The sequence below is a fragment of the Paenibacillus sp. M-152 genome (assembly GCF_003856555.1).
In the GTDB taxonomy this organism is placed as follows: Bacteria; Bacillota; Bacilli; order Paenibacillales; family Paenibacillaceae; genus Paenibacillus; species Paenibacillus polymyxa_C.
In genome coordinates, this window is record NZ_CP034141.1 from 1,318,885 (window position 1) to 1,333,271 (window position 14,387).

The 14,387-nt window shown below is 44.7% G+C and carries 11 protein-coding genes and 2 pseudogenes; 7 read left to right on the forward strand and 6 right to left on the reverse strand.

Annotation, left to right across the window (positions count from 1 at the left end; all coding sequences use genetic code 11):
* Positions 1-70 precede the first annotated feature (70 nt).
* A complete protein-coding gene (locus EGM68_RS05805) occupies positions 71-1,144 on the reverse strand; it encodes a polysaccharide deacetylase family protein (RefSeq protein ID WP_129548811.1) in 1,074 nt (357 codons plus the stop codon).
* A gap of 69 nt (positions 1,145-1,213) precedes the next feature.
* Positions 1,214-1,812: pseudogene (locus tag EGM68_RS05810) on the reverse strand (glycoside hydrolase family 11 protein).
* A gap of 384 nt (positions 1,813-2,196) precedes the next feature.
* On the opposite strand from EGM68_RS05810, the gene EGM68_RS05815 reads away from it, so the two are divergent.
* Complete coding sequence (locus EGM68_RS05815; RefSeq protein ID WP_129548812.1) at positions 2,197-2,679, forward strand: hypothetical protein; 483 nt, start codon at positions 2,197-2,199, stop codon at positions 2,677-2,679.
* 49 nt (positions 2,680-2,728) lie between these two features.
* Here the strand turns inward: EGM68_RS05815 and EGM68_RS05820 are convergent, their stop codons facing one another.
* The gene (locus EGM68_RS05820) at positions 2,729-3,223 is read right to left on the reverse strand and encodes a hypothetical protein (protein ID WP_129548813.1); all 495 of its coding nucleotides are present in this window, start codon (positions 3,221-3,223) and stop codon (positions 2,729-2,731) included.
* Between the two features lie 673 nt (positions 3,224-3,896).
* Entirely contained in the window at positions 3,897-4,364 is a 468-nt protein-coding gene (locus EGM68_RS05830) for an AbrB/MazE/SpoVT family DNA-binding domain-containing protein (protein ID WP_129548814.1), read from the reverse strand.
* A gap of 183 nt (positions 4,365-4,547) precedes the next feature.
* Between EGM68_RS05830 and EGM68_RS05835 the strand changes: the two are divergent.
* A pseudogene (locus tag EGM68_RS05835) lies at positions 4,548-5,946 on the forward strand (helix-turn-helix domain-containing protein).
* A gap of 226 nt (positions 5,947-6,172) precedes the next feature.
* On the forward strand, positions 6,173-6,427 hold the full coding sequence (locus tag EGM68_RS05840; RefSeq protein ID WP_013369731.1) for an aspartyl-phosphate phosphatase Spo0E family protein: 255 nt from the start codon (positions 6,173-6,175) through the stop codon (positions 6,425-6,427).
* A 201-nt stretch (positions 6,428-6,628) separates the two neighbouring features.
* Here EGM68_RS05840 and EGM68_RS05845 read toward each other — a convergent pair whose 3' ends face one another.
* The gene (locus EGM68_RS05845; RefSeq protein WP_129548815.1) at positions 6,629-7,852 is read right to left on the reverse strand and encodes an acyltransferase; all 1,224 of its coding nucleotides are present in this window, start codon (positions 7,850-7,852) and stop codon (positions 6,629-6,631) included.
* 218 nt (positions 7,853-8,070) lie between these two features.
* On the opposite strand from EGM68_RS05845, the gene EGM68_RS05850 reads away from it, so the two are divergent.
* From EGM68_RS05850 to hcp, 4 genes are all read left to right on the forward strand, one after another.
* Entirely contained in the window at positions 8,071-9,078 is a 1,008-nt protein-coding gene (locus EGM68_RS05850) for a substrate-binding domain-containing protein (RefSeq protein WP_013369733.1), read from the forward strand.
* 34 nt (positions 9,079-9,112) lie between these two features.
* On the forward strand, positions 9,113-11,113 hold the full coding sequence (locus tag EGM68_RS05855; protein WP_129548816.1) for a cache domain-containing sensor histidine kinase: 2,001 nt from the start codon (positions 9,113-9,115) through the stop codon (positions 11,111-11,113).
* Entirely contained in the window at positions 11,064-12,365 is a 1,302-nt protein-coding gene (locus EGM68_RS05860) for a response regulator (protein ID WP_129548817.1), read from the forward strand. Before EGM68_RS05855 ends, EGM68_RS05860 begins: the two co-directional genes overlap by 50 nt.
* 142 nt (positions 12,366-12,507) lie before the next feature.
* Positions 12,508-13,800, forward strand: coding sequence for a hydroxylamine reductase (gene hcp / locus EGM68_RS05865; RefSeq protein WP_063212429.1), 1,293 nt, complete (start codon positions 12,508-12,510; stop codon positions 13,798-13,800).
* 49 nt (positions 13,801-13,849) lie between these two features.
* Here the strand turns inward: hcp and EGM68_RS05870 are convergent, their stop codons facing one another.
* On the reverse strand, positions 13,850-14,197 hold the full coding sequence (locus EGM68_RS05870) for a helix-turn-helix domain-containing protein (RefSeq protein ID WP_040101959.1): 348 nt from the start codon (positions 14,195-14,197) through the stop codon (positions 13,850-13,852).
* Positions 14,198-14,387: the final 190 nt, after the last annotated feature.

Consider the following 14,387-nt stretch of genomic DNA (forward strand, 5'->3'; position numbering starts at 1 on the left):
AATTATGTGAAAAAGATACCAACAAAAATCCCGGTCGGGAAGATCCCGCCGGGATTTTGTTTTTTTAAAATTAGATGATCTCCAAATAGTCAAGATAAGCATCCCATGTCCCATCATCGGCTGTTACAACAAGCTCAATCTTTTGATTTCCGGTGCCATGGTTGACATTTTTTAAAGTATAGACCGCAGGACTGCTCCCGCCGAAGTAGAAGGTACCCTTCGTTTGTCCACCTATTTTCAAGTCAACTTTGGCCATGTTGGAATTATTTGAAGCACCCCGGAGTGAAAAACTATGGGTACCGCTGGTGAAATTCTGTGTGAATTTCACCGAATCATTGTTCGTGTATAAAGCCACTCCGTTGAACGGCGAGCTGATATTTGAAGTGTACTGACCGCTCTTCGTCATATTTACTGCTTCGATTTTTGTGCTCGTGTTTGGCGGTGTTTCGTTGTTTTTGCCGTCAGGCGCTACCGCCCGGCCATTGCTTGGAGAGATCATACCAGAGCAAAGGTTGCGGTTTTTGAGATTCTGTGCGATTTGTGGGATCGCTTGGAGTGTAGTCTGATACTGATCATGCATAAGGATCACATCGCCGTTTTTAAGTCTGCTTGCGGCAGCTACGATCTGTGCGGTGGAGGCGCCGTTCCAGTCTTGGGAGTCAACGTTCCATAAAACTTCGGTAAGACCGTTTTGGTTCTCAATGGATTTGAGGGTTCCATTGGTCTCGCCATACGGAGGACGGAATAACTTTGGTGCCGTGCCAGTAATAGACTGTATTGTTTGCTGTGTGCGTGTAATTTCCGATGACATCTGTGATGCGCTCAGTTGCGTCATATGCGGATGTGACCATGAATGGTTACCGATCCACATGCCTGCTGCTTGTTGTTCACGTACGAGCGAAGAATTATTCTGCGCGTTTTGTCCAAGATTAAAGAGCGTTGCGCGTAATCCGTTTTGCTTCAGGGCACTAAGCAGTGATCTGGTATTAGAGGGATTGGGGCCATCGTCAAAGGTTAACGCTACATAACCGTTCGAGCAATCAGCCGCATGCGCCTGATTGTTGGAGATTACCAGCGACCCTGTGAATAAAGACACGGTGATTGACATAATCGCCGTCCATTTTCCTAATTTAGCTATAGACAAGGTTCTTCCTCCTAACAATTTTAATAAACAGTAAGGTTAGTTGATTTTAGAGTCGTTCCGCCCTTAGGATTATCTGTCGTTAATCGTAATGGTATTATTAGTTACATTGGCACTGCCGCTGTTTTGGTATCCCTCTACAGTAAGTGAAGTTTCATACATCATGCCCATTTTCATGCCCATGCTTTCCCACTTTTTGAAGTGCTCGCTGACGCTGGTTAACCCGAGTGGTTTCATAAATATCATATGTTCCCCCGTCAACGGTAAAGGTGCCCTTTGGTGTTGCATCAGGTGGACGCCAGCTTCCCCAGCTATCGACGATGTAATATTCTACGAGCGGGTCAACTGCCCATCCATAGACGCATAAATAAGAATTACCATTTGGTTGGTAGTTGGCGCTGTAGTTTACAGAAATATTTCCGATTTGCTGGTGTGTCTTGGTTTCGTCGAATTTCTTGCCTTTACGGAATAATGCATTTCCAATGTTACTCCACTGAGCACTGAACGCACCCCCACTATTAAGAGTCATACTTGTGTTCCCGAAATCTTTCCACAACTCAAAGTAGTAGTTGTCTTGGGTACCGGTTTGGTTAGAGGTAATCGTTGTTGCCGCCTGTGCATGCGGGTAAGATAAGCGAAAAACAAATCAAAATGGATAAAAATAACCGTATTCTTTTTGTTTCATTGGACTTTCCTCCTTATGTGTAAATGCGTGTAGTCTGACGGTGATGCAATGCATTCTGTAGTAGCTTGATACAACATTTATTCCAAAAATATAATTGTAATCGATTACAAATTAATATTATCATGTTACCCTTCATATTTAACCTGAAAAACTTCAAGTTATATTGTAGAAAGTTTAGTTGTTTATTTTTGCTCACTCTACACGATAGGGCTCTCAAGGAGCGCGTGAAGATCGAAGGTTGGGTGTAATTGTGATAGCAATGCTCATGAGCTCTTTTTCCCGTCTTAAGGTTACTTAACAGGCGAAATACGAATAAAAAAAGCTGAAAGAGAAAATATAGATAAAAAAGGGTGAAAGGAGGGTCCACAACATGAAAAAACAATGGAAATTGACCGCTGCTATCCTATATGGAGGAGTAATGATGTTTGGTGCTACAAGTGCCGCAGGAGCATACAGTATGGAATCAGAGCATTCGTTGCAAGCTCTCACTCCCAATAATTCAGTCCAAGGGGAAACCCAACAGTGGAATGTTGAACCACAGGACGATCACGGGCACGGACATGTGCACAGACATAGACATAGACATGGCAAAAGGCCTGGCGGCTTGAATCACCATCTCAACGAGAAAGTAGCTAGGCTGCTGGGCATCACTCCTGTCCAGTTAGAGAAAGAGCTGGGACAGGGGAAATCGTTGGCCGAGGTTGCTAAAAGCAAAGGAATTCAAGAGGATCAGCTCATTGATAAATTGAAGAACGAAATGACCGTGGATTTGAAACGGCTTGTGAACCGTAAAGGCCCGATTACATTTGACCGTAAATCTGGAACTTCGAATGAAGCTCAATTGAAGCGATAGATGGGGAGTAAAATTGTTTACAATAAAAAAGGATGGGGAGAACCCATCCTTATATTTCAACTTCCTTATCATTTACGATGTCATATTTAGTTACTTTACCAGTGTATTTGTCTACGTAATAGAATCCATAAGTTGCAATGTGATCAGGGAAATCTTCGAAAGCTCTTAAAGAGTATTTTGTTCCTTCGATCCCTTCAACCATTACGTGTAAATTATATTTAGCGGCTTCATTTTTTATTTTATCCAAAAGAATATCGAGTGCTTGATTTTCTGTAATAATATTTTGTTGTCTACCTAAATACAGTTTGTTACCAACGAGGCTGATTTGTCTGCTTTCTGCAACTCCAATATCCTTAACAGAGATGTATGTGTTTCCGTTGTAAATCAAGCCATCGGCAGTGTTCTTTTTTGTACCCTCTAAAAATACATCAAACTTTTTCACAACAGCATTTACACTTGTTCCAGATGCAGCCATTGCGGTTGCACCCGTAATCATCGTACCCATGGTTAAGCCCACGAATAACCCCTTTAATTTGTCCTTCAATTTAATAACCCCTTTATGTATGCTAATTTCCTTGTTAATAATATCCCAAATATCACCATACATAAAGTGATTGTTGTGAGGAGAGTCAGCTATCTTTAAAAAGCTTAAAAAAGTCTATCGTTTCATTAAAATCTTCATCATCCGTATAAATGTTCATGACCCTGCCTATTTCGATTGCAAAATCTACATACTTATTGGGTTTAGCAGATATGATATTCTTGTGTATCTCCAGGCCCGATGGATGACTCACATGACTTTTAGGAGAAACACCTGCTAGCTCCAATAGTTCAGTGGCAGAACAAATGGTCGCGATCACTTTATGATCATTATTTAGTGCACAATATCCCCTTTGGTTTTCATAAAATAGGTTGCTAGCATAATTTCAAAACTAACATACCCATCATAAATTAGAACATGTGACTTCATTTATACACCCACTAACCATTTTTTTGTTTTAAGTCCGTTAAAAGCGTTTTTAGGAAGTTTACATATAGTCAGAATATATCATCTTGAAGAGTTTAAATCCATATTTTACAGCAATATCATTTGGAAGTTTTGGAATCTAATTTGTTAAATTCTGGTCATTATGGTTTCGAAGTTAAAAAATAACCAGTCGCCTTGAGATAAACAGCGACTGGTTATTGGAGTTTACTGGGATCAAGTTAATCAACACCTATAATAGCTTTTTAAGCTGAGATATACGACTTTGTGACACGCCAAGCCATTCAGCATATTCGCCTTGCTGGGCTGTTGGATACTCACGCATAAGTCTTCTTAGATGTTCAACCAAATGTTGTGAAGACGATCGGTTCAGACTATTTTCCTTGCCCACAGCTTCGTTGACAGCAGGAACAGGTACTGAACATACCTCGATGTTTCCTTTCAATTCGTGTATACATTCTTTACATAAAAATGAATGTCTGAAATAGCTTAAATCCTGGACCGAATGGCATAAGTGGCAACAGACTCCAATATACTTCCGCATACTTAACAATCCGGTTTCAACATCCAAATAAAATTCTAAAGACTCGCCAGCTTGAATACCCATAGAGGTTCGCAATTCCTTTGGAATAACAATCCGGCCTAACGTGTCCAAGGGACGTGTCATACCTGTATTTTTCAAGTGACCTTCTCCTATCATAATAATCTATCATCCAATGATCTCCTAATAAAAATATAAAAATCTATAAAGTAAAAGTATTTATTGATGTTCCAAAAGATGGTATTATCATGAATGAAAAACAATAATTATACTATTTGTTTCAAAACTATATGAATTATTGAAAATGGGAATCTATGAAGATGCTGAAAGGGTGGTTTATCCATGGAAATCACACCTACGATACAGGCAGAAGTTCAAACCTATCTGAAACGAAAAGGCTTAACCATGACCGAGTTTGGTCACACGATTGATTTGAATGTAGGTACAGTTAGTGGTATTGTGACGGGCAACCGGTCTATGTCTGTTCACCAACTGGATAGTATTACTGCGGGAATGAATTTACCACCGGATTATTTTTACGAACGTTACATTGAAGAATGCATTGAAGAATGTCCACTCAACTGGAAAAAAATCAGCCCGTTCCTGTACCGATGCATTGAGCTGGGGCGATTGGACTGCTTGCAACGAGTTGTCATTCTGTTATTGGATAACCCTAATTATCTGCCATCGCTCTTTGAAGTCGCCGAAAATGTATACCAAGACGGTTACAACGAAGCAGCCGCTTACCTATACAAAAAGGTAGCTGAAAGTGAGAAGCAGCAGCATTCAGAGCGATTGGCAATCTGCCAGTATCGCTTGTTCCAAATCAAAGTTGGACAGGATCGGGCTGTAAATCTTCAAGCTGCCATTGAATTTGCCCCCTTTGTGGATCGCTTAGACGAGATAGAGCAATTAGATGCTCTAAAAGATTTAGCGAATGTCTATAGGTCATTAAGCATGTGGGACAAGGTGTATGAATTTGCACATCGGATGGGTCAGTTAGGACAGCTTCAATATCATTTGGTTCACAATTCCAAGCGAAAAGGAACAGAGCCACGAAAAAAGCTAAGCAGACCATTGTTTGTATACAGCCTACGCCGAATTGATGTGTGCTAATGCTTGTGATGCAAAAGGCGATCATGCACAAGCATTAGCACATCTTCGTGGTTATTCCGATCTAAGCTGGGTGAAGGAAAATGATCCAGATACACTCCATTGGCTAGAAAAATTTGAGCATTGGGCAAAAATTAATACCTGTGTTAATAAGCTTATGTCTGGAGATATTAGTGTGCTGCCAGATTACGTTGAACATATATCTGGAGAGCAACATATATTTGCAGAACTTTTAAATGTCATAGAAGTAGCTAATCGTTACAACATCGATATTGATCATATTCTTCAGCAGTTTGAACCCCAAATTACAGTTTATCGTGATCAAGAATATACGAGTACATTAACAGAGCAGCAAGTCATACTCGAAGAAACTGTACGATTCTGGTATAAGTTAGCTAAATACAACCTATATAAAGGGAGATACCTTTATGGGTTTAAATGCTTAATAGAAGCTTTGAAAAAAGCTGGTATAATTAACCACGCACTACTTATTTCCAATTGTGCAGGCTTATTTTTCTGTTTCAGTGAGCTTGCTACTCCTGAAATGCAGGCACAATTTTATTCTGCTTATAAGGAGGTGTGGGAAAAAAATGATCAAGAAGACAGTTTTAATTTTGGCAACAATTAGCTTTTTACTGGTAGTTGGATTACCAGTTCCAACTGAAATCCCAAGCGCTAACACAGTCCAAGTTCAAGGACATATTGGCACAGCTTAGTCGATTTTTTTGTTTTTTTCATTGGCCAGCTTATTGCTGGTCTCTTTTTGTATTATTTTGTAATTTTTTGCTTCAAAATTGATCCTGACGTATTTGTACATCCCTTCTTAAAATGAGATTCAGTAGGAGGTATGTAGGATGAACAAAGATGAAACGGTAACGTTAACTCAACAAATCGAACATGCCAGACAACACTTGCTTGATCTTTACGCAGAGTATGGCTTAGGACATGCTTGTGTACTGGAGCAGTCTATGCTTTTGGATGAACTAATTAATCAGTTCAACCGTATGTTTCAGACCAGGAAGCAGCCTCACCCGGTTTTGGACCAGATCCTTAACAACGACGATGGTATGTTCAGTTTATCCCCCCATTCTTTTTATGCAAAACTGTGACTTCTCCCACGTAATGCTTATAATTATTCTATATAATGACTTATTTTAAAACAAAATACATATCCATGTCATAAAATGTTAATCAGTTACGGACATGATTCAGCATGCTTAGACAACAAAAAAAGCAGAGCTCAATACGTGAGCCCTGCGAAAGTCCTTGAGGGTGTTCGAATCCCCCATATTGAACTCTGAAGCAGAAGATTAGCCAAGCTCCTGTGTGCTTTTGGAAGCACGTTTGGAGGAGAGGAACTGAAAATTAAGTCGCCAGTTCAAGCGCTGTCTACCTTTGGAACCAACAATCCAGTTGCCGCCAGGCAGATGGGCAAAGAGCCAACTGATGCCCAGAGAAACACTTGCCACGACGACAAACGTAATGAGCGTAGCTGTAAAATGATGATCACCCAGTGCAAGCGGACGAGTGTAATAGGATATGAAGGCCAGCACGAGTGCATGGACCAGATACCCTCCGAAGGAGTAGCGTCCAATCCAGTTCAGCATACGGCGAAACGGCTCGGTACGCGGGTCTTTTTGCAAATGAAGCAGCAGTCCGTACAACAAAAGCAACTGCGAGACAATCAGCACGAAGGTGCTTGGCTTCAGATAAGTAGAAATATTGAGATTGATCGTATCGCCAGACTGGATCAGCATCGTGTGACCCATGAGCATGAATAGACCAATAAAGATAAATACATTCCACGGCAACGTCTGTTGGGCCAATCCCCGCCAGGTGTCCGTCATATAGGCGCATACTGCGCCCAGCATAAAATAGAAAAAGTACATAACAAAGTTATAAGTGCGGTAATCTAACAGGGTCTGTCCAAAGGATGGCAACCAAGCGCTCCATGCAGACATGTCATAGTAGGACCATTGTAACAGCAACGCATAAGCCGCAGCAGCAATCAGCATCACAGCCAAAACAAGCTGCTTGCGCCTTTTGGTGCTAAAACGACGTAGAAACGTCCGAATCCGTTCGGTTGCTTTTGCAAATAAAGGAAACCAAATATAAAACTGAAAGATCATGACCACAAACCATAGATGATATCCGCTGACGGGGATGATCATTTCTTCAAACATGCCTTTGTAAAAGGATATATTTCCCCACTGCGCTGTTGACCAGTTCTGAGTACATACCCAATAAACAATGGTCCAGCAGAGAAAAGGAACATAAATATCTAGAAACCGTCTGCCAATATAACGGGAATAGCCAATCGGTTTGTTACCATTATAAAATAGCAGCGCCGCAGACAGGAAGACGAACGTGGGTGTGCCAAAACGTGTCAAATGGTACAGCATTGCGAGCATAACGGAATCCGGCTGTTGGATGTCGCTGCGATAAATATATTCGCCAATGCAATGCTGAAGCACGACAGCGAGGTAGGCAAGACCCCGTAGTTCTGTCCATTCCGCAATACGTGGCTTGCTCATCCATATCACTCCTTTTCCTCAAGATTCGCACATGTTTTCCCTAGCACAATTGTAGGTATTGTAACGTAGAAACATTAGTGCAGGATTAACGCCACCTGAAAGTAAGAAGAGTGAAGTAGTTCCAATTTAATATGATTGCGTTTACAATCTAAGTGAAACCAGAATAAATTAAAGTGAATTTATAACTTAAGGATACGCACAGGAAGAGGAGAGGAAGGATGAAGAAAACGCTGCTGGTGTACATGCTGCTGATTGCAGCCTTTGCTCTCTATGTGTTCAGATATGAACAAACCGGGCGGTTGAATGGAGCTTGGGAGGAAAAAGGGCTACGAGGCAGTATCGGAGAAACGTATATGATGATTACGTTCCAGTCCGGTTTGGAGTATTGGAAAAGCGGGCTCAAGGGCTTCGAGGATGCTGGGGATGCCTTGGGGGTGACAGTGGAGTATCGGGGGGCTACCCGGTATGATGCACAGGAGCAGACGACGGTCATTGAGCAGGCGATTGCCCGTAAACCCGCAGGCATTGCCATATCAGCGATTGATCCCCACTCCCTGATCCCGGTCATTAATAAGGCACTGGATGCCGACATCCCTGTAGTGCTGTTTGACGCCGGAGCGCCGGGGAGCCGGGCATATACTTTTTTGGGCACAGATAATTATAAGGCAGGCGTGACCGCTGCGGAAAAAATGGCAGAGCTGTTGGGACGTGAAGGCCAAGTCGCTGTTCTCACACTGCCTGGGCAGCAAAATCATGAGGAACGCTCGCGCGGCTTTCGCGATACCATTCAGCGGCAGTATCCTGCCATGAAGGTGGTGGAAGTGGTAGATGGTCGTGCTGACGTGATGGTGTCTAGGGATGAATCGCAAAGGCTAATGAAAGCTTATCCGAAACTGGCGGGTATTTTTGTGACCGAAGCCACCGGAGGAACAGGTGTGGGTGAGGCAGCACTGAGCCAAAAAAGCAGTCATCCGCTGAAGATTATTTCTTTTGATACGAATAAAGCGACACTGGATATGATTCGTGATGGGACGATCTCGGCCACAATTGCCCAAGGGACATGGAATATGGGCTATTGGTCACTTCAATATCTGTTCCATCTGCATCATCATTTGACGATTCCTGCACCTTCTTCCTCTGGAGACAATACTCCGCTGCCCGTGCGGGTAGATACTGGGATTTCCGTCGTCACCCGAGCGAATGTAGATGATTATTATGCAAAATAAATTTTGGAAGCGTTTCTACTTAGGATTGCACCAAATGATGCCACGGCTTCGCTTGCGTAATATGCCTTTACGTTATCAGCTCATGGTGCTGTTCTTGTTGTTTGGCATCGTGCCTTCTCTGGGACTAGGCCTGCTGGTGAATTGGACGGTGGAACGGATTATTGAGCGGCAGGTGGAAAATCATACGATGCAGTTGATTGGCAAGGTGAACGAAGCACTGGATACCAAAATGGAAAATTTGCAGAACATGACGTATCTGATTGCCTTTAATCCTGATATTGGCGAGTTTTGGAAAGGGCGGACGCTGGCCGATGGCCACGCGGTTCATACGAGTAGTGTAATGCCAGAAAATCAGGGGGAGCGAGCCCAGAAGCCTCTGCAAAACCAGGCTCCCGGCTCCAAGCAGGCAGTAAGTTCCGTACAGGAGCAGGATACGCTGTATAAAATGAAGCAATTTTTGCAGGGGTTTACCACCTTATATCCTGAAATTGCCGGGATTCTGATCGTGAACGAAAAAGGCGATTATATTAGCAATGAAATGTATGCTCGAAGCACGCGCAGCCTGACGGAAGAAGACTGGTACACACAGGCGGCGCAGCATGCAGGTATATTCACGGTGCTGGGACAGCCAAGTCACCGTAATGTGACCACTCATGTCCGGTATAAGGATAGTGAAATTGTCTCTGTCGTTCGCTCGGTCACGGACCCAGAGACAGGACATGTACTGGGTGTGATTATGATCGATCTCAAGCTGCGGGCTGTGTCACAAGCCGCCAGAGATGTAACCTTGGGCAAAAGCGGGTATGTCATGGTGACAGATGCTGAGGGACGCAGTGTATATATGCCAGATATGCCTTTGATTGAGCGCATTCCGCCGCAATGGTTCGGGACAGAGGATAGCGGAATGTTTACCAGTGAAGCCGGAGGTAGGGAATTGCTCTTCATGTATCAGGCTTCCGAGTTCACGGGCTGGAGAACAGTGGGAGTATTCCCGGCACGCGAATCTACACTGGAAGTGCGGCAAATTCAGTTCTACGTCGTCTGTTTTGTTTTCATTGTATGTCTGTTTGGTTTAACGGCATCCTTGCGATTGTCCAGTTCCATCGCGCAGCCGATTTTCCGGCTTATGTCTTATATGCGTAAGGCAGAGACAGGGGATCTTACGGTTCGCCAGTGGAGTGAGCGCGGGGATGAAATCGGAATGCTGGGCCGTAGCTTTAACCGGATGCTGGAGCAGATCCGCCGTCTCATGTCGCTTAGTGAACTGAGGGAACGGCAAAAACGGGATGCCGAACTGCGCAGTCTCCAAGAGCATATTAAGCCGCATTTTCTATACAATACGCTAGATACAATTCATTGGATGGCTCGGAAAAATGGAGCAGACGACGTATCTGACATGGTGGGGGCGTTATCGAAATTGTTCCGCCTTGGACTGAGCAAAGGGGATGACTTTATTCCGCTGCGCTCTGAGGTTGAGCATATCACGAACTATATGCAAATCCAGCAAACCCGTTATCGTGATCGACTTCGCTGGGAATTGAATGTTCCCGACGAGCTGAAGGATCTGTTTGTATTGAAGCTGATGCTTCAGCCTGTAGTGGAAAATGCGATTTACCATGGTATTAAGGCCAGACGCGGTCCAGGCACAATTTGGGTAGAAGCTAAAGCCGAGGACGGCAAGCTGCTGCTGACGGTACGTGACGACGGTGCAGGGATGACGGCGGAACGTCTGTGTGAGCTGCGTGAATGGCTGGAAAGACCACTGGAGGCGATGGAAGGAAGACAGAAACAAAAGGGAGTTCGTACAAATGGTAGAAGTTACGGCATGCTGAATGTGCAAGCGCGTATCCGATTGTCTTTTGGCGAGGAATATGGAATTACATTGGACAGTAAAGAAGGGACAGGTACCTGCGTTACAATCACTCATCCGTTGCTGCTGGATATGGCGCAACTGAAGAAGCCTTATGACAGAGGAGAGGGTCAGGATGACGAAATTCAAGGGAACAGACAACGCGACAACGGCGAGTCTGATTGACCAGGCCATACCAGAAGTAAGCATAGCCACGGCCAAATGTTATCAAGTATTGATCGCAGATGATGAGCCGATCATTCGTGAGGGGATTCGGGATTGCCTGGACTGGGCAGCTCTGGGCATGGAGGTTGTAGCCGAGGCCGAGGACGGTGAAGAAGCGCTGGAGCTGGTTGATCAGCTTAGCATCGACATCTTGCTGGTCGATATGAATATGCCGTTCATGGATGGGATTGAACTGATTCGGCGGCTGCGGGAAGAACGTCCGGAATGCCGTTGCCTGATCATTTCCGGGCATGATGAGTTTGCTTATGCGCAGGAGGCTGTCCGACTTGGCGTAGAGGATTATATTCTGAAGCCGGTAAATGCAAATCAGCTTCACGCTGCGTTGTCGCGCCTTCGTCAGCGACTGGACGAGGAGTACAAACGTGCCGCCTATGTAGAACAAGCCGCCGGGCAGATTGAACGGAATATTCCGCTGCTGCGCCAGCGATTTTGCCTGGAATGGCTGGAAGGACAGCACACGGGAAAGGACGTTATGGAGCAATTGACGTTTTTACGTCTTCCATCCCGGCCACCTGCTCAGATCGGTGTGGTACGGTGGCCAGCGGCAGAGGCGCGGCAGACGATTATGCGCGAGAATGATCGCCAGTTGTTTCTTTTCGCCGCAGAAAATATTATTGGCGAATTGCTGGAGAACCTATCGCATGTGTTGTTCCGCGATGCAAACGGGCTGATCGGCATATGCCTGTGGCAGGAGGCACCCGAGACGATCGGCGCTTCCATAGAGCAGGCCATTGGCCGCTATCTGAATATAGCGGTTCACACACATGTGGAGCCCAACACGGGTGGGCTGGAAGGCGCAATCGATGCGTATCGGATCAGCCGGGATCGGGTGTACGGTGAATCGCAGCTATCTCCCATCGTGCGCCGGGCCCGGCAGCTTATTCAGGAAGGTTATGCCGATCGCGAGCTGACGCTGGAAGCTCTTGCCTCGCGGCTACAGGTATCGGCTGTATATCTCAGCCGTGTGCTCAAAAAGGAGCTCAACGACAGCTTCGTGACCCTCGTCACGCGTGCCCGTATCCGCAAAGCAGTGCAGCTACTGGACTCTACGACGTTATCTGTGCTTGAAATAGCAGAACGTACGGGATACGACAGTCAGCATTATTTTAGCACTGCTTTTAAAAAGACCATGGGCGTGTCCCCTGTGCAGTACCGTAAGGGCGGGGGAATTCAGGAAAATTCGTCGGAATAGGAATGATTGGATTGCGAAGTGCCTGCACCGTCTCAGTATAATCTGTACTAAAAAGTGTGTGTGTAATCACACCCGCACGTTTAGCGGTTTGTTACGCTGTAGATAACGAACAAATATCTATCAATATTTGGAGGAAAACGATATGTTTTGTTATCAGTGTGAACAGACGCCGAGTGGCGGGTGTAAAGTCATCGGAGTATGCGGGAAAAATGAGACGGTAGCGAGCTTGCAAGATACAATGATTTTTGCATTAAAAGGGATTGCTGCCTATGCCACACATGCACGTCAGTTGGGATATAGCGATCCAGAGGTGGATCGGATTACGCATGAAGCGTTATATATGACCTTAACCAATTCTAACTTTAATGTACAAGAGCATTTGGAGATGGCGATGAAGGTCGGAAATGCAGCTGTACGGATCATGGATGTGCTGGATCGTGCGCATACGGATCGTTTTGGCATTCCACAGCCGATTACCGTCAGCCAAAATAAAATCGAAGGCCAATGCATCGTCGTGACCGGACATAATTTGTACGCGCTGGAAGAATTACTGCGTCAGACCGAAGGAAAGGGCATCAATATCTACACTCACTCGGAGATGCTGCCTGCCCACGGTTATCCGGCGTTGAAGAAATATGCACATCTCAAGGGCAATATCGGCAAGGCCTGGTACGATCAACGCAGATTGTTCGAAGAATTCCCAGGTGCGATTCTTGCCACGACGAACTGTGTTATGCCGATTAAAGGCACATATGCAGACCGCTTCTTCTCGTATGAAGTAGCAGGGCTGGAGGGTGTTGCCAAAATTGTGAACGACGATTTCTCTCCACTGATTGAACGCGCGTTGGCTCTGCCAGCCGCAGATGTAGACTCTGAGCAGGTGCTTACGACAGGATACCATCATGAGACAGTTATCGGGCTGGCACCTGAGATCATTCAGGCAGTCAAAGATGGACATATCCGCCGTTTCTTCGTCATCGCAGGCTGCGACGCACCAGGCAAAGGCGGTAACTATTACCGCGAGCTGGCTACATCCTTGCCGAACGACACGGTCATTTTGACCACGTCTTGTGGTAAGTTCCGCTTTAATGATGTGGACTACGGCACCGTTGGAGATACTGGCATTCCGCGTTATATTGATTTGGGACAATGCAACAATTCAGGTTCTACTGTGAAAATCGCTCTGGCATTAGCAGATGCTTTCGGCTGTACAGTGAACGAGCTGCCTGTCAGCATCGTGCTGTCCTGGTTTGAGCAAAAAGCGGTTGCCATCCTGCTAGGCTTGTTCAGCCTCGGCATTCAGGATATTCGCATTGGGCCGAAGCCGCCTGAGTTTATTTCTTCTGGTGTACTGGATGTACTGGTGGAGATGTTTGGCTTGAAGCTCATTACGACTGCAGAAGAAGATATGAAAGCGATGCTGGCGTTATCGTAAGGAATAGAGATGGTGGGGAACTGCAAAGCGCAGTTCCTTTTTTTTTGCTTCATCGTTCATCGATTCTCATAAAGATGTCCGTAAGAATCTTTAAGGCCAGTTCAGTATCTTTGGATTCACGAGTTCTTAGGAGAGACAAAATGGCTTTTATACTCGAATCTTCTTCGGTAAGCTCATCATTTTCCTTCACATATGTAAGTAACTGATAGACGCTCACGTTCAATGCCTTTGCTATTTTCTCCAGATTTTTCAAAGATATATTTCTCTCCGCGCGCTCAATGAAACCAATGTAACTCGAATTGAATCCTGCTTGTTCGGCTAAAGCTTCTTGGGAAAGCCCTTTAGACTTTCGAATATCTCGAATACGTGTACCGACTAATTCTAAAAGTTCTGACATGTTTACACCTCTCTATAGTTAGAAGTGTAGAGAAAGAGTTACATCTAATTAATATGCGTTAGTAAGTAAATTGAATTAAAAACTACTATATAGTAATATTCAATATGAAGCTTGTCCGATAGCTAGAAAATTATACATTTTAGTGGTCCAATGATATGCTACGTTGCTCACACTGTTTGTGAAATTTTAA